Annotated in this window: 11 protein-coding genes, 1 pseudogene and 1 riboswitch; of the genes and pseudogenes, 5 read left to right on the top strand and 7 right to left on the bottom strand. The window is 61.7% G+C overall.

Annotated elements, in window-relative coordinates; all coding sequences use genetic code 11:
- Window positions 1-82: 82 nt before the first annotated feature.
- The 5 genes from LOY69_RS24735 to LOY69_RS24755 all read right to left on the bottom strand — a co-directional run bounded on the left by LOY69_RS24735 (window position 83) and on the right by LOY69_RS24755 (window position 9,232).
- On the bottom strand, window positions 83-2,815 hold the full coding sequence (locus LOY69_RS24735) for a LuxR C-terminal-related transcriptional regulator (protein ID WP_102860293.1): 2,733 nt from the start codon (window positions 2,813-2,815) through the stop codon (window positions 83-85).
- Window positions 2,816-3,123: 308 nt separating this feature from the next.
- Complete coding sequence (locus tag LOY69_RS24740; protein WP_102860292.1) at window positions 3,124-4,488, bottom strand: DUF1329 domain-containing protein; 1,365 nt, start codon at window positions 4,486-4,488, stop codon at window positions 3,124-3,126.
- A gap of 30 nt (window positions 4,489-4,518) precedes the next feature.
- Window positions 4,519-6,411, bottom strand: a complete 1,893-nt coding sequence (locus tag LOY69_RS24745) for a DUF1302 domain-containing protein (RefSeq protein WP_102860291.1) — start codon at window positions 6,409-6,411, stop codon at window positions 4,519-4,521.
- Between the two features lie 337 nt (window positions 6,412-6,748).
- Window positions 6,749-8,431: a fatty acid--CoA ligase gene (locus LOY69_RS24750; RefSeq protein ID WP_102880888.1), complete on the bottom strand. Its 1,683-nt coding sequence runs from the start codon at window positions 8,429-8,431 to the stop codon at window positions 6,749-6,751.
- A gap of 171 nt (window positions 8,432-8,602) precedes the next feature.
- The gene (locus LOY69_RS24755) at window positions 8,603-9,232 is read right to left on the bottom strand and encodes a LysE family translocator (RefSeq protein WP_110652238.1); all 630 of its coding nucleotides are present in this window, start codon (window positions 9,230-9,232) and stop codon (window positions 8,603-8,605) included.
- An 84-nt stretch (window positions 9,233-9,316) separates the two neighbouring features.
- On the opposite strand from LOY69_RS24755, the gene LOY69_RS24760 reads away from it, so the two are divergent.
- From LOY69_RS24760 to LOY69_RS24770, 3 genes are all read left to right on the top strand, one after another.
- Entirely contained in the window at window positions 9,317-10,282 is a 966-nt protein-coding gene (locus tag LOY69_RS24760) for a 2-hydroxyacid dehydrogenase (protein WP_110596345.1), read from the top strand.
- 31 nt (window positions 10,283-10,313) lie between these two features.
- Window positions 10,314-11,312, top strand: a complete 999-nt coding sequence (locus tag LOY69_RS24765) for a class I SAM-dependent methyltransferase (protein ID WP_110652237.1) — start codon at window positions 10,314-10,316, stop codon at window positions 11,310-11,312.
- A 51-nt stretch (window positions 11,313-11,363) separates the two neighbouring features.
- Window positions 11,364-11,485, top strand: a riboswitch (yybP-ykoY riboswitch).
- 92 nt (window positions 11,486-11,577) lie between these two features.
- Window positions 11,578-12,162: a TMEM165/GDT1 family protein gene (locus LOY69_RS24770; protein WP_102860988.1), complete on the top strand. Its 585-nt coding sequence runs from the start codon at window positions 11,578-11,580 to the stop codon at window positions 12,160-12,162.
- An 84-nt stretch (window positions 12,163-12,246) separates the two neighbouring features.
- Here LOY69_RS24770 and LOY69_RS24775 read toward each other — a convergent pair whose 3' ends face one another.
- On the bottom strand, window positions 12,247-13,065 hold the full coding sequence (locus tag LOY69_RS24775) for a M48 family metallopeptidase (RefSeq protein WP_102881002.1): 819 nt from the start codon (window positions 13,063-13,065) through the stop codon (window positions 12,247-12,249).
- Between the two features lie 1,363 nt (window positions 13,066-14,428).
- On the opposite strand from LOY69_RS24775, the pseudogene LOY69_RS30675 reads away from it, so the two are divergent.
- A pseudogene (locus tag LOY69_RS30675) lies at window positions 14,429-14,626 on the top strand (HAMP domain-containing protein); the annotation flags it as partial.
- Between the two features lie 111 nt (window positions 14,627-14,737).
- The gene (locus LOY69_RS30680; RefSeq protein ID WP_372820917.1) at window positions 14,738-15,481 is read left to right on the top strand and encodes a methyl-accepting chemotaxis protein; all 744 of its coding nucleotides are present in this window, start codon (window positions 14,738-14,740) and stop codon (window positions 15,479-15,481) included.
- A gap of 101 nt (window positions 15,482-15,582) precedes the next feature.
- On the opposite strand, the gene LOY69_RS24785 is transcribed toward LOY69_RS30680, so the two are convergent.
- Window positions 15,583-16,203, bottom strand: coding sequence for an SOS response-associated peptidase (locus LOY69_RS24785; RefSeq protein ID WP_102880892.1), 621 nt, complete (start codon window positions 16,201-16,203; stop codon window positions 15,583-15,585).
- Window positions 16,204-16,220 lie beyond the last annotated feature (17 nt).

Below are 16,220 nucleotides of genomic sequence, written 5' to 3' on the forward strand. Positions count from 1 at the left end.
CCGGCGCTGTATCACGGCGCAGCTGCAGCCGGTCGGCCGACCACGACGCGACCGCTACAAGCCCTGGCCGGCAGAGTAGCGCCTACCCCAGCAACCCCAACTCCTGGGCCCGTGCCACTGCCTGTGTACGTCGCTCAACCCCCAACTTGCTGTTGATATGGCTGGCGTGGGTTTTCACCGTATGCAGCGAAATGAACAAGCGCTCGCTGATTTCCTGATTGGAACACCCCTGAGCAATCAATTGCAGCACCGACAACTCCCGGGAACTCAACGACTCACTATGAGCCGCCTCGGGAAGCTCACGGGGGGCAGCAGGCAAACGCTGCAACAGAGCCTGGGTCAAAGCGGTCGACACACAGTGCTGCAATTGCTCGCGCATCCAGCAGGGGTGACTGCGGATCAAGCTCTCGAAAGGTTGCACTGCGCCTCCCACCGCTGCTTCCAGGGCCTGGGCAAAGTCCCGTCGTGCCTCTGCGCCGCGCCCGGACGCCAGCAACAGCAGGGTTTTCTGGGTCAGGGCCATAACGCTCAACAACTGCCGACCGCTTTGCTGGCCATGCTCCACCAATCGACTCAAGCGCTGTTCGGCCCGGGCGGAGTCGCCCTTGATGGTTTCCAGTTGGGCTTGCTGCAATTCGATGTGCAAGGGCAACTGCGGATGGAACTCCGGCGGCGCCGCAGCCTGTTCTCCAGTGTAGGTCTGGCCCAGACGCGCCAGCCAGGCCTCGGCCAGGTCGATGCGGCCCTGGGCCAGCCAGAGCTCGCACTTCACCAGGGTGATCATCGCCAAGTAGTAGATCGGCGGCACGTCCCAGATATGCATCAGGCGCTCGGCCTCGGCCAACTCGGCAAAGGCCCGGGAAAACTCGCTCCGCAGGCCTTCCTGCTTGGCGATCACGCAATGGGCGATCAACACGCTGATGTCGCGGCAGGCCCGCGCCTCCAGCAACCCGGCCTGTAAACGCACCAGGCCGGCCTCAGGCTGGGCACGCAGCGTCAACAGATAACCTTCATACAGGGTCAGCCGGGCCCGCACCGCGTACAGCCGCTGAGCCGACAGTCCCTGCAGCCGTCGCAACCCTTGGTGCACCTCCTCCAGCGCTCTGAGCACCTCGCCCCGCGCCTGCAGAACCCGGGCCCGATCGTAATGGGCCAGGGCCTCGAACAGCGGATTGCCGACCCGCTGCGCCAGCTCCAGGGATTCGCGATTGAGACTGCGGGCGCGCCACAGGTCGGCGTCGGTAATCGCCAGGTTGGACAAGGTCGACAGACACATCAGACGCTGTCCGTAACGCTTGTGCGGCAGGCTTTCCAGAGCCTCGCCGCAGTAGGCCAGGGTCCGTTCCCGCTGGCCCCGCCCGCGAGCGATGATCCCGCTCAAGGCCAGCCATTGCGCCAGCATCGACTTTTGCGCAGTGGCCGAAGGCGCCGGCAGGAAACGACTCAGGTGATCCGCCAGTTCCTCTGCCGCGTCCAACTGGCAGGCCAGGCCCAGGGCCCAGCTGTAGAGCACGATCAGCCGCGGTGTGCTGATCAGCAGGCTGTCGGGCAGGTCCATCTTCCAGCGCAGCAGCATGCCGACATTCTGCTCCGCCAGCAGTTGCTCCTCCGAAAGGTTCTGCACCAGGTTGGCCGCCACATCCAGGTGTCCGGCACGCAGCGCCTGCTCCACGGCTTCATCCAGCAGCCCCTGAGCGTTGAACCAACGACAGGCACGCAAATGCAGGCTGGCGGCCGGCACCAGGGTATTGGCCGTGGGTCGGGTACGCAGCAGATCGGAAAACAGATGGTGATAGCGATACCAGTGCCCGTGTTCGTCCAATGGCACCAGGAACACTTGGTGAGCCTGCAGGAAACCCAGGATCTCGGCACTGTCATGCGCTTCGCGCAGGGCGTCGCAGAGCTCGGCGCAGAAGCGCTCCTGGGGCGCCGTGTCATAGAGGAATGCCTGGACCTCGGCGGGCAGGCAGTCGATGACCTCTTCCAGCAGGTAGTCGCGGATGAGCCCTTCGCCCCCATGCAGTCCCTGAGGCAAGGTGCCCAACGCACCAGCCTCGGACGCTGCCAACAGCCAGAAACGCAGCCCGGCAACCCAGCCCTCGCTGCGCTGGATCAGACTTTCCAGAGCCTCGCCGCGCAAGGAACTGCTGTGGCGGTCCAACAAGCTGAGGGACTCGTCATGGGTCAGGCGCAAATCCTGCTCATGCAGCTCCAGCAACTGTCGTGAAAGCCGCAGCCGCGCCAGATGCCAATCCGGACGCTGGCGGCTGGTGACCAGCACCAGCAGGCCGTCGGGCAGGTGATTGAGGAAAAACTGCAAGCAACGATCAAGCACCGGCCCCTGGGCCAGGTGATAGTCGTCCAGGACCAGCAACAACGGCCTGCTGCTAGACAGGTGAAGCGCCAGTTCGTCCAGCAAGCCATCCAGCCACTCTTCAAAGGCGAAAGGCTGATGGCGCTGGCGCATTTTCAACAGACCGAGAGACTGCCGGCCCAATTGGGGAAAGTACTGCTGCAAACCGGCCAGCAAGCGTTCGAGAAAACGCCCGGGATCGCTGTCCCGGCGGCTCAACCCCAGCCATAGGCTCTGCCAGTTGCCCGGCAAGCCCTGGCAAAACTCCACCGCCAACGAGCTCTTACCGAACCCGGCCGGCGCACTGACCAGCAACAGCCTGCCCTTCAACCCGGCACTCAAGCGCTCGCAAAGACGCGGCCGCTGCACGTATCCGTCGGGCAGAGGGGGTCGATAGAAACGCCCTTCCAACGCAGGAATCACCGCGCTGGCAGACCGTTGAAGGGGGGACAGCTCAGTCATGGCCAACTCTTATTGATGTAGGGTTGTCGGCGTAGCAGATGCCCGCAGACTAGCGGTAAAAAGCGACCTGTTGAAGATTTTTGCGACCATTCGAGTGAAAAAGACTATGACCAAATGGGTCAGATACAGCTGATTGATCAGTCGTTATTTCGGTTGTTTATCCGGCAACCTACTAATTCATCTGGAGAAAGCCTGCCGGAACAGCCTAGATTGTTGTGCATATCTGCGAATCCACAATCTTCCAGGCAAAAAAAAGCCCCGAGCCAGTCGGGGCAATTTCCGAGGATGCGGCCTCTATTTGCAGCGGATCAGCGAACCCCGTCCTGACGCAAGGCGGCTGGAGTGAAGTCGCTGGTGGTCGCGGTGAAGCCAAAGTCATACGCCTGCTTCTCTTCGTTCTTCATGCCCAGTGCCAGGTAGCGGCCGGACTGCAGGTCGTAGAGGGTTTCCAGGGCATACCACGGTACTTGCTTGTCGTAGTAGTTCTCGGCATGGGCTTCGGCCACACGCCACAGTTGACCACGACCGTCATAGTGGTCGATCACCGCAGCCTGCCAGGTGTCTTCGTCGATATAGAAGTCACGTTTGGCATAGATGTGCCGCTGACCTTCCTTCAAGGTGGCGACCACATGCCAGACCCGACGCAGCTCGTAGCGAGCCAAGTCCTGGTTAATGTGTCCGGCCTTGATGATGTCGGCGTACTTCAGGCTCGGCGAGTCGAGCTTGTAGCTGTCGGAGGCGATGTACATCTCCTTCTTGCCTTCCAGTTTCCAGTCGTAGCGATCCGGCGCACCGTTGTACATGTCCAGGTTGTCGGAAGTCCGCAGACCATCGGCGGCGGTACCCGGGCCGTCATAGGAGACTTGCGGGGCACGGCGCACACGACGCTGGCCAGCGTTGTAGACCCAGGCCGAACGCGGCTCCTTCACTTGGTCGAGGGTTTCGTGGACCAGCAGCACGCCACCGGCCAGACGCGCCGGGGCCGTCACCTTCTGCTTGAAGTAGAACAGGATGTTGCCCGGGTTTTTCGGGTCGTAGTCCTTCATCTTGTCGCGGAACACGAACTGGTCCTGGAAGTACACCAGGCTGTAGGAGCCGTTGGCCTGTGGCGTGGCCTGGGTCACCAGACGGGTCACGCTGCCACCGCGATAGCGGGTGATGTGGTTCCAGATGACTTCCACACCGCTTTTCGGGATCGGGAACGGAATCGCGGTTTCGAAGTTCTCCAGGCCGTTGCCGCCGGACACCAGGTTGGTGCTGGTGGCATTGCGTTTGATGGCGGCGAACACCTCAGCAGGCACCGTGGCCCCGCGATGAGACGGGTAAACCGGCATCTTGAAGGTTTCCGGGTAGCGCTTGAACATCGCGTACTGCCCGGGGGCCAACTTGTCCTTGTACTGCTCGACGTTCTGCGCAGTGATCGTGAACAACGGCTGCTCGCTGCCGTATGGGTTGGACAGGAAACCCTTGCTGTCCACGGTACCGGCGTTGGTTGCCAGGGGTTTCCAGGCGGGAATGGTACCGGCAGCGTTACCGGCCATTTCCGCGCCCATCGGCGTCAGGCTGGTGCCCAGCTTGGCCGCTTCATCGGCCGAGACCGCGGCCATGACCCCGGTGGCCAGCAGTGACAGTCCCAGCACACCGATGTGCAACAGACTCTTGGTGATGTTCATATTGTTGTTCTTCCTGAAAATGCAGTGTGCTTAGAAGTTCACGCCAACGCTCAAGGCGAGGAAGTCCCGATCATCCACGGTGCTGTAGTCGCCACCAAAGAAGTTGGTATAGGCCAGGCTCGCGGTGTAGGTGTTCTGGTACTCGGCATCCAGCCCCAGGCTGATGGCCTTGCGGCCTTCCTCGAAGTTAGCGCCAGGACCTGGCGAGTAGCCCTTGACGTCATGGGACCAGGCCACGTTCGGCTTGAGGTTCACACCGGCGAATACATCCGGGTATTCCCAGATCGCCCGGCCGCGGTAACCCCAGGAGGTGGCGGTGGTGAAGCCGTCGTTGTTGCAATTGGAAGTGAGGTTACTGGCATCGGCTCCTGGGCCTGCGCCGGCAATGGTGGCGGCATTGAGCACCCGGCAACTGTTCTGTCCACCGGGAGTGGCAGGCAGGGCACCGGGGCCGAAGACAGGATCGCGGCCATAACGCACATCCGATTTGCTCTCCAGGCCACCCACACGAGTGATCCCGAGCTCGCCTACCAGGGTCAGGCGGCTGGCACCCATGACCTGGTCGAAGAAGTGCGTGAAGGTGGTCTGGAACTGGGTAATCTCTTTACGGCGATAGCCATGAAGGTCTTGTCCAGGAATCCCATCGAGCAAGGAAGCATTGGTGAAGTTGCCTCCCAAAGGCCGGACAGCAGAGTAGAGGATATCGGTGCTGTTCAACTGAACCGGCGCATTCGGCCGATAACTCAGTTCGCCGCTCCAGGCGGTCCCTGTAGGCAAGGTGGTGGAGAAGCTCAGCCCGTACAGGCGGATGTCTTCCGGATACTCGACAAAGTACTTCGAGTTACCGGCAATCCACACCGGCGCCAACGTGCCAAAGCCCGGGGCGATGGTATAGGCCGACTGAGGTGCACCGGTGGCGCTGAAGATCGGCGCACGGCTGTGATAGTTCATGAAGTAGGCGCCGAACTCGGTGTCCAGCGGCTCGAAGTTGTAACGGAAAGCCACACCGAACTGGCCGCTGTCACGAGCATCGCGGTCGCCACTGCGACGCACCAGCGCACCCTCTTCATTGACATCGACGCCACGAGCCTGCATCGCCGCCAGGGCCGCCCGGCCCGGGGCCGTGGCGGTGATGGTCGAACGCTTGGCGAGCAGACGCAGATTGTCGTCACAGCCATCGGAAATGTTGTCCGGCTGCGAGAAGAAGGTCCCGCAGTTGTCGGTAACGGTCTGGTCCCATTCCAATTGATAGAAAGCTTCGGCCGACAGGTTCTCGGTCAGGTTCTGGGAGATGTAGAACATGTTGACCGGGATCAACCCTTCCTTGACCTCGGCACCGGGACGGCGGAATGCCGACACGTCGATCGGGTTGATCGAGTTGATACCGCCGCCAATGAAGGTACTTTCACCCCAACTCACTACCTGCTTGCCCAAACGCACCGAGCCCGGTTCATCGGCGATGGAGTAGTTGTGATAGACAAAGGCATCGAGGATCTGACCGCCGGAGGACTTGGCGCCTTCCTTGCGGTTGTTGTCACTGATGTTCTTGAAGTCCATGTCTTCGTCTTTGAGCTTGAAGTCATACCAGTACTTGCCACGAACAAACACACCGGTATCGCCGTACTTCAATTCCAGGTCATGAATGCCCTTGAAGATCTTCGAGAAGGTCTGCCCCTTGTTGAAGTTCAAGTGGCCGTCATCGGTGGTCTGGGACAGACCCTTGCCGCCATTGTTGACCCCGATCAGGTCCTTGTTGCGTCCGGCGGTCGACCAACTGGCCCCCACCGACAGGGACGAATCGAAGCTGCCTTCGATTTCACCGATATTGAAGCTGACGCCGAATGCAGGCCCGGCGAGCGTGGAGGCGAGACCGACGGCCAGGGGCAGTTTCGCCCGGCGCCAGAACTGGTTTGCTGATGTCATCGACGCTACTCCATGTGCATTATTTTTATGGCAGTACGCTCTTCTGAAAACGCTTCGAATACCGGTTGGATGAACACTTGCCCGGTTCCGAAGTTGCATGGCGCGAGCACCCCACAGTGCTCCGTTGTTCAGAAAAATCCGTAGGCGGACTATATCCAGCAGGGATTACTGCTTGATCCCTCTAAAGTGTGATTTGCAGCCGACCACCGCATTGGAACAGTCCTTTGCCACAACCGTTGAAAGACGGCGCGGTAAGGATGGCTGAAAATCTCGTGAGCACAAGGCAAAGGCTTGTCGGATGGGCATGCCGTGCCCGGACGGGCACGGCAGAGGACGCTCAAAGCGTGGAGAGGAAGGTGCTGTTACTGGCTTGCCATTCGCTGATGTCGACGCGGATGCGCTTCTTGTCGAGCTTACCAACGCTGGTCTTGGGAATTTCAGTAACAAGGGCAATCTGGCTGGGAATCGCCCACTTGCTCAGGTGCCCCAGCTCCACGAACGGCTTGAGGTGTTCCTTGAGCTCACGAGCACCAATCTCATGGCCTTCGCGGATCACCAGCAAGGCAAACGGGCGCTCGCCCCACTGTGGATCGGCGATGCCCACCACTGCTACTTCACGTACCGCCGCATGGCGACTGATGAGGTCTTCCAGGTCCAGGGAGGAGATCCACTCGCCACCGGTCTTGATCACGTCCTTGATCCGGTCACGGATGTCGATCACCCCCATGCTGTCCAGGGTCGCCACGTCGCCGGTGTGCAGCCAGCCGCCCTCCCAGAGCTCGGCGCCCTTCTGCGGCTCGTTGAAATAGCCTTCAGTCAGCCAGGGCGCACGCAGCACCAGCTCGCCCTGGGACTCACCGTCCGCCGGCAGGAAGTTGCCCTCGGCATCGATGATCGCTGCCTCCACCAAGGGCCCTGGTACCCCGGCCTTGATCCGGTAAGTGGTGCGCTCGTCTTCGCTGCCCGCCATCAGTTCATCGTTGAGGTGGGCGCAGGACACCAGCGGACCAGTCTCCGACATGCCGTAGGCGGCCGTCAGTTGAATCCCCTTGGCCTTGGCCGCCTCGTACAGCGCACGGTTCAGCGCACTGCCGCCGATGACGATCTTCCAGCCACCGAAATCGGTGTTCTGGGCCGCCTTGGCATTGAGCACCATCTGCAGGATGGTCGGCACACAGTGGGAGAAGGTGACCTTCTCCCGGCGCCACAGCTCCACCAGGTACTCCGGGTCGTAACGCCCGGGATAGACCTGCTTGAGCCCAAGCATGGTGGCAACATAAGGCAGCCCCCAGGCATGCACATGGAACATCGGCGTAATGGGCATGTACACATCGTTGGTGCCTAGCAGGCGCACACTGTCGATGGAGCCCATGATGGTGGAGACGCCCATGGTGTGCAGCACCAGTTGCCGATGGGTGAAATACACCCCCTTGGGATTGCCGGTGGTGCCGGTGGTGTAGAAGGTGGTGGCCACCGAATTCTCGTCAAAGTCCTCGAACTGATACTGGGGGCTGGCGGCGGCCAGCAAGGTCTCATACTCGCCCACCAGATTCGGCAGTTCGGCAGTCTTCTGCGGTGCATCGGTGAGCAGCAGGGTTTTCTCCACCGTGGTCAAGTGCCCGGCGATGGCCTGATACAGACCGACGAACTCGCTGTTGACCAGCACGAAGCGGTCCTCGGCGTGGTTCATGGTGTAGAGGATCTGCTCCGGTGACAGGCGCACGTTGATGGTGTGGATCACCGCACCGATCATCGGGATGGCGAACATGCACTCCAGGTAGCGATGGCTGTCCCAGTCCATCACCGCCACGGTATCTCCGGCCTTGACCCCGGCCGCAGTCAACACATTGGCCAGACGCGCCACCCGCTCGATCAGGGTCGGATAGGTGTAGCGCAACTGGTCGCGATAGATGATTTCGCGGGTTTTCTCGTAGCGCGCGCCGGACATCAGCAACCGCTTGATCAGAAGCGGGTATTGATAAGCGCCTTCGGCGGGGGGAATAACACGAGTCTGCAACATAAGAATCCCTTTTCTGACGGCTCGGTCGTGACTGGAGGATGACCACTCTAAAGTTCCCGTGCGCCGGCTAAATCAGCCAAAGGGATGATTTGCAGGGCCGCACCAATACTAGCTCCAGGCCAGTATTCGCGCGGTTCAGGAGATCCTGCGTGCCCTGTCCGGGGAGAGTGTTCAATGCATCTCGGTGAAGGCCAGTTTCACGCCGATGGCGATCAGCACCGCGCCCATGGTGCGGTCGAACCAGTGCCCCATGCGGGCGAAGCCGGCACGCACCCGTTGCTGGCTGAAGAGCATGGCTACCAGGCAGAACCAGATAGCAGTGGCCGCCGCCAGATACACCCCATAACCGGCCTGGATCGCCAGGGGCGTGTGCGGGTTGATCACCACGGTGAACAGCGAGAGGAAGAACAGAGTCGCCTTGGGGTTCAAGCCATTGGTGACAAAACCGGAAGTAAAGGCACCGCGCGCGGTACGCTCTCCGGCTTCCTTGTGCAGGTCGTCCGCCGCCGGCTTGGCCGGCTGAGCACGCAGGGCCTTGTAGCCGATGTACAGCAGATACGCCGCCGCCAACCACTTCAGGGCGTTGAACAGCACGATGGACTGGGAAACGATCAGGCCGATCCCCAGCAGCGAGTAACCCACGTGCAGGAAGATCGCACAGCCCACTCCCAGGGCAGTCCAGGTACCGGCGCGGCGGCCGTGGGTGACGCTTTCGCGCACCACCACGGCAAAGTCCGGGCCGGGGCTGGCCACCGCCAGCAAGTGGATCAGGGCAACGGTCAAGAACTCGGTGAGGTACATGCAGGCTCCTGTGTATGTCTAATTATTTCATCTGTTAGGCTCGGCAGATTACGCCTTAGATCCCTCGTGCAAAAGGTACAGTTCATGATCAACAATCGCCGCGCCGTCTTCCTCGATCACAGCTCACTGGACCTGGGCGACCTGGATCTGAGTGCGCTGCATGAGTGCTTCAGCCCCCTGCAAGTGCATGCCCACACCCCCGCGGACCAAGTGACCGAGCGCTTGCAGGGTGCGCAGGTCGCCATCAGCAACAAGGTGGCCCTGAGCGCCGAGACCCTGGCGGCCTGCCCTGATCTGCAACTGATCCTGGTGGCCGCCACCGGCACCAACAATGTCGATCTGGCCGCTGCCCGCCAACAAGGCATCAGCGTCAGCAACTGCCAGGGTTATGGCACTCCGTCGGTGGCCCAGCACACCCTGATGCTGCTGCTCAATCTCGCCACTCGGGTTGCCGACTACCAACAAGCCGTGGCCGCCGGCCGCTGGCAACAGGCCAAGCAGTTCTGCCTGCTGGACTTCCCCATCATCGAACTGGCGGGCAAGACCCTGGGTCTGCTGGGCAATGGCGAGCTGGGCAGCGCCGTGGCACGCCTGGCCGAAGCCTTTGGCATGCGCGTGGTATTGGGGCAGATCCCCGGACGCCCGGCTCGACCGGATCGCCTGCCGCTGGAGGAACTGCTGCCACAAGTGGATGCCCTGACCCTGCACTGCCCACTCAACGAACACACCCGAAACTTCATCGGTGCCCGGGAACTGGCCCTGCTCAAGCCCGGCGCCCTGGTGGTCAATACCGCCCGCGGCGGCCTGATTGACGAACAGGCCCTGGCCGATGCGCTGCGCAGTGGTCATCTGGGTGGGGCGGCCACCGACGTCCTGAGCGTCGAGCCGCCAGTGAATGGCAATCCACTGCTGGCCGGTGATATCCCACGCCTGATCGTCACGCCGCACAATGCCTGGGGCAGCCGCGAAGCTCGCCAGCGAATCGTCGGGCAACTGACGGAAAATGCCCAAGCCTTCTTCAGTGGCGCCCCACTGCGTGTCGTGAGTTGATAAACTTCGCCACTTTTTTCGGGTGCGGATCATGGACACACGCAGTGAAGTACTGTTACGCCAGGCTCAATTGTTTCAAGGCTCACTGCTGCTGGCCGGCCTGACCGCGGATGACCTGCTCGGGCGTCTGCCCAATGCCCGTGGCTGGAGCTGGCACGCCGGGGACCACGCGGCCCTGGAGGCACGCTTTCCAGGCCGCAGCCACTTTGGCGTAGAAGCACCAGCAGAATCCTTCGACAGCGCCGTGCTGTTCCTGCCCAAGTCCAAGGACCTCACCGACTACCTGCTCAACGCCCTGGCCTCACGCCTGGCCGGACGCGAGCTGTATCTGGTGGGGGAAAAGCGTAGCGGCGTAGAAAGCGCCGCCAAGCAACTCAACCCTTTCGGCAAACCGCGCAAGCTCGACAGCGCGCGCCACTGCCAGCTGTGGCAGGTCACGGTCGCCAACGCTCCCGAACCGGTGGCGCTGGAGAGTCTGGCCCAGGAATACGAACTGCCCCTGGCCGAAGGTCCATTGACGGTCGTCAGCCTGCCGGGAGTGTTCAGCCACGGGCGCCTGGACCGCGGCACCGCGCTGTTGCTGGAGCATCTGGATCACTTGCCCGCCGGCCACCTGCTGGACTTCGGCTGTGGCGCCGGGGTGCTGGGGGCCACAGTGAAGCGCCGCTACCCGGACAACAGCGTGACCTTGCTGGATGTGGACGCCTTTGCCGCCGCCAGCAGTCGCCTGACCCTGGCCGCCAACGGTCTTGAAGCCGAGGTACTGACCGGCGACGGAATTGATGCCGCGCCCATGGAGTTGAACTGCATTCTGACCAATCCCCCCTTCCATACCGGGGTCCACACCGATTACCAAGCCACAGAAAACCTGCTGCGAAAAGCGGCCAAACATCTGCAAAAAGGCGGCGAACTACGGGTAGTAGCCAACAGCTTCCTGCGCTACCAACCCCTGATCGAAGAGCACCTTGGACCCTGCGCAATCAAGGCCGAAGGCCAGGGATTTCGGATTTATCGGGCCAAGCGCGGCTGACCTTCTTTTCGCAAACAAGGCTTGCCGAATGGAGTTTGCCTAGGCAGAATCCGCTCCGTCCTAGGGGAGTAGTCTCCCACGAGCGCCACGCTCGTCCGGCATGCGTCAACATACTTGGTCCTCAGACCATGGCGCATGCGACCCAAGAGTCCGCACAGACGGACCGCAGGGTTTGACAAGACCTATGACACGCACACCTTACCCGGGGCGGGAAGGCTGTACGTGTCATAGCCGTGTCGACCCGCCCCTTAGGAAAACCCTGATGATGCTGGATTCTCTCCTCGTTCCCACCGCGATTGTTGCCTTGGCCGAAATCGGCGACAAGACGCAACTGCTCGCCCTGATTCTTGCCGCGCGCTTTCGCAAACCCTGGCCCATCATCGCCGGCATCGTCGCCGCGACCCTGGCCAACCATGCGGCCGCCGGCGCGGTAGGTGCCTGGTTCGGCAGCTTCTTCTCGGACGCGACCCTGCACTGGATTCTCGCCGCCAGCTTCACCGCCACCGCCCTGTGGACCCTGGTTCCAGACAAGATGGATGACGATGAAGCCACTACCGCACGCAAGTTCGGGCCTTTCCTCACGACCCTGATCGCGTTCTTCCTGGCTGAAATCGGCGACAAGACCCAAGTCGCTACCGTCATGCTGGCGGCGCAATATCCGGATCTGTGGCTGGTGATCATCGGCACCACCTTGGGCATGCTGATTGCCAACGTGCCGGTGGTTCTGGCAGGTAACTTCGCCGCGGACAAGCTGCCCCTGACCCTGATTCGTCGCCTGGCGGCGACGGCCTTCTTCATCCTCGCCGTAGTGGCGGTGTACAAGGCCATGCAGATCAGTGGCTGGCTGTAAATGAAATCGCCGGCAAGTCGACTCCTACACAACCTGCAGGAGCCGGCTTGCCGGCGAACGCGTCAGCGCAAATGAAGCAATGGATCAGGACTTCTTGGCCTGCTCATACAACGGCATCACCTTTGGAATCGCCGCCTGCAGGGAGGCGATACGGCTGGTGGAAGCCGGGTGAGTACTCATGAACTCGGGCGGCGCAGAACCACCGGCAGCCTGCCCCATCTTGTTCCACAAGCTGATGGCCGCGTTCGGGTTGTAACCGGCGCGGGCAGCCAGCTCCAGACCAATCAGGTCCGCTTCGTTTTCATTCTCGCGGCTGTTGGGCAGAGTCATCAGCAGGCTCACCCCGTTGTCGCCCAGGGCTACGGTTTCCTGCGAGACACCGAACAGGGTAGCGATTTGCTTGCCTGCACCGACCGCGTACTGCTTGGACATCGCTTCACGACCATGCTCGCGCAGGGCGTGGGCAATTTCATGACCCATGACCGCAGCGATTTCATCGTCGGTCAGTTTCAGCTTTTCGATCAGCCCGGAATAGAAAATGATCTTGCCGCCAGGACCGCAGTTGGCGTTGAGCTCGTCGCTCTTGATCAGGTTGACTTCCCATTTCCACTGCGCGCAGTCGGGACGGAAGGTCGGTGCCTGGGCAATCAGGCGATTGGCAATGACCTGCAGGCGCTTGGCATTGGCACTGGTCTTGTCCAGTACGCCTTGGCTGCTGGCCTCACCCAGAGTCTGTTGATAGGACTGGGCGTAGGACTGGTTGACTTCAGCGCTGGACACCATGCTGAACATCGACTGTTTGCGATCCACACCCACCACGCCACCGCTGGTGGTATTGACCGTTTCACAGCCGGTCAGCAGCACAGCAGCGCTCAATGCACATACGAGTAACGACTTCTTCATCATGAAACCTCCCTGAAAACATGGCGCGTATCCTAAGGGCGGAACTGTGTCTGCGCCAGATGCAAAACACGCATTCAGTCGCAATTCAGATACATCCAGAGCCTGACGAAAAAACTTCACATACCGCCCAAGGCCGCCAACGGCCTGCAACACGCCCCCGCCAATAACGACCTTTAACCATCTGAAACAGTCATTTCTCCTCTCCAGGCTAATGACCGGTGAGGCTGCGGCCGATACAGCACGGCAGACCTAAATTCCTGCGCCCGGAGCCTCTATGAAGTTCAAGTCGATCCAGTTTTCCGTCGCCGCCCTGGCCGGTGCCATTGTCCTCAGCGTGGTTGTAGCCCTGGTGCTGTACGCCCTGTTCTCCGGGGCCAAGACCCAGCAAATGGTGCAGGAACGGACCCAGGCCCAATTCGAGCAAGTCATCGAACAGCGCCTGAGCGGCCTGGCGCAGACTCAGGTCAGCCAGATCCAACGGGAGCTGGAAGCGCCACTGCTGATTGCCGGCGGCCTGGTGCGGGTCAATGCCCTGATGGGCACCCAGGACTCCCAAGGCCACGCCGGACTCAGCCTGAACCGTGAGCAGCTGATCGCCCTGATCAAGGAGAACGTCACCCAGAACCCGAAGATCCTCGGCGCCTACATCGCCTGGGAGCCGGGCGCCATCGACCACAACGACGCGGCCTACATCGGCACATCGGTGGTAGGCATGGACGCCGCCAACGGGCGCTTCCTGCCCTGGTGGTTCCGCAACGAAGACGGCAGCCTGGGCCTGGACAAGCTGGCCGACGTCAACGACCGGACCCTGCTCTCCACCGGCGTGCGTACCAGCGAGTACTACCTGTGCTCCCAGGACAGCCTCAAGTCCTGCGTCATCGACCCCGCTCCGTACAAGGTCGGCGACAAGGTGGTGATGCTCGCCTCCTTTATCCAGCCCATCCTGCTCAACGGCAAATTCCAGGGCATCGTCGGCGCTGACCTGTCGGTGAACTTCATTCAGGACATGCTGGTAGCTGCCAATCAGAAGCTCTACAACGGTGCCGGGGAAATGGCCCTGATCGGCGGCAACGGCCGTCTGGTGGCCTACACCAAGGATTCGAGCAAGTTCGGCGAGAAAGTCAGCGACGTGCTGCGCCAAGACACCGTGGCCAGACTGTCCAACCTCAAGCGCGGCGAAGTGACCTACAACGTCGACCAGGCCAACGGCCAGATTGCCCTGTACCTGCCGTTCGGTATCGGCCAGACCGATGCCAACTGGACGCTGTTGCTGCAACTGCCCCTGGGGGCGGTGATGGCCGATCTGGACAAGCTGCAAGGCGACCTGGCCGAACAGCGCAAGGCCGACACCTTCGGCATGGCCATGGTCGGCTTGGTGATTGCTGGCCTCGGCCTGCTGGTGATCTGGTTGGTGGGACACGGCATCGCACGTCCACTGCGGCAGATGGTGGCCATGCTCGATGATATCGCCCAGGGCGAAGGTGACCTGACTCGGCGCCTGACCAGCGACCGGGCCGACGAGCTGGGCTCCATCGCCAAAGGGTTCAACACCTTCCTGGCCAAGCTGCAGGCAATGATCAGCCAAGTGGTGACCTCGGTGCAGAGCGTCAGCGATTCCTCGGAACATACCGCCGATATCGCCATTCGCACCAACCAGGGCGTACATAAACAGATGGTGGAAATCGACCAAGTGGCCACGGCAGTGCATGAAATGACCGCCACCGCCCAGGACGTGGCCCGCAATGCGACCCAGGCTGCGCAAGCGGCCAGTCATGCCGATCAGGCCGCCAGCCAGGGCATGCAGATCGTGCGCGACACCTCCAGCTCGATTGGCGCCCTGGCCGAGGAAATCGGCCGCGCAGTAGGCGTGGTGCAGACCCTGGCCAAGGACAGCGAGAACATCAACGCCATTCTTATTGCCATCCGTGGGATTGCCGAGCAGACCAACCTCCTGGCCCTTAACGCAGCGATCGAGGCGGCACGAGCAGGCGAACAGGGCCGCGGCTTTGCCGTGGTCGCCGACGAAGTGCGCAATCTGGCCCAGAAGACCCAGCAGGCCACGGAAGAAATCCAGTCGATGATCCAGCAGCTGCAGCAGGGCACCCGGGAAGTGGTGCGGGTCATGGAAGACAGCCAGCACAAGACCGACCAAAGCGTGGAGCATGCGGCCAAGGCAGCCCAGGCTCTGGAAACCATCACTCAGGCGGTATCGGTGATCAACGACATGAACACCCAGATCGCCAGCGCCGCCGAGGAGCAGAGCGCAGTGGCCGAGGACATCAACCGCAACGTGATCAACATCGGCCAGGTGGCCAACGAGGTAGCAAGCGGTGCCGATGAGTCCAGCGCCGCCAGCGCCGGGCTGACCAAGCTCGCCGAACAGCAACGGCGCCTGATCAATCAGTTCAAGGTTTAATCCAGCACCACGCCGCCGCTCCATCCCTCTTGGGAGCCGGCTTTTCGGCGAAGGTGGCTCAAGGCCCTTTCGCCGGCAAGCCAGCTTCTATTGCCAGCCAATCAGGCGGGGGTCAGGCACTCGGGGCCGTTGAGCTTGGGGTCGTTGACCAGGTTGGCCAGGACCCGCTCGCGCAACGCGGCAGGCGGGCTGGCGAGCAAGGCTTGCAAGGCAGGTAGCGGCGTCTCGGGATCGAGCCAGACTTCCTGGGCGGCGGCATCCAGGATCAACGGGCGACGCAGATTGGCAGCCGCCTGAGTCACCACCGCAGTACTCAGCCAGACCTGTTCCTGTACCGGATAGGCCTCCCAGATCGCGGCAAAGAAGATCGACGAACCCTCACCCGGCGTCAGCCAATAAGGCCGTTTACGACTTCCGCCGCGCCATTCATAGAAGCCGTTGGCCGGTAAAAGACAGCGGCGCTCACGGAACGCCTGACGAAACATCGGCTGCTCCGCCAGGGTTTCCGCCCGGGCATGAGCCGGAGTACGCGACAGGTCCGTCAGCCAGGGCGGGGTCAGCCCCCAACGGGCCCGGGCCAGAGTGCGCTGGCCGTTTTCGGCCCGCTGGATCAGCACCGAATCATTGGGGGATATATTCCACTGCGCGCGCTGATCCTCGGGAAATCCCGGCAAGGCGGCAAAAGCGGGGTTCCAACGAAACAGGGCATAACGTCCACACATGGGGCAATACAACTCTC

The organism is Pseudomonas sp. B21-059, assembly GCF_026016285.1.
GTDB lineage: Bacteria > Pseudomonadota > Gammaproteobacteria > Pseudomonadales > Pseudomonadaceae > Aquipseudomonas > Aquipseudomonas danubii.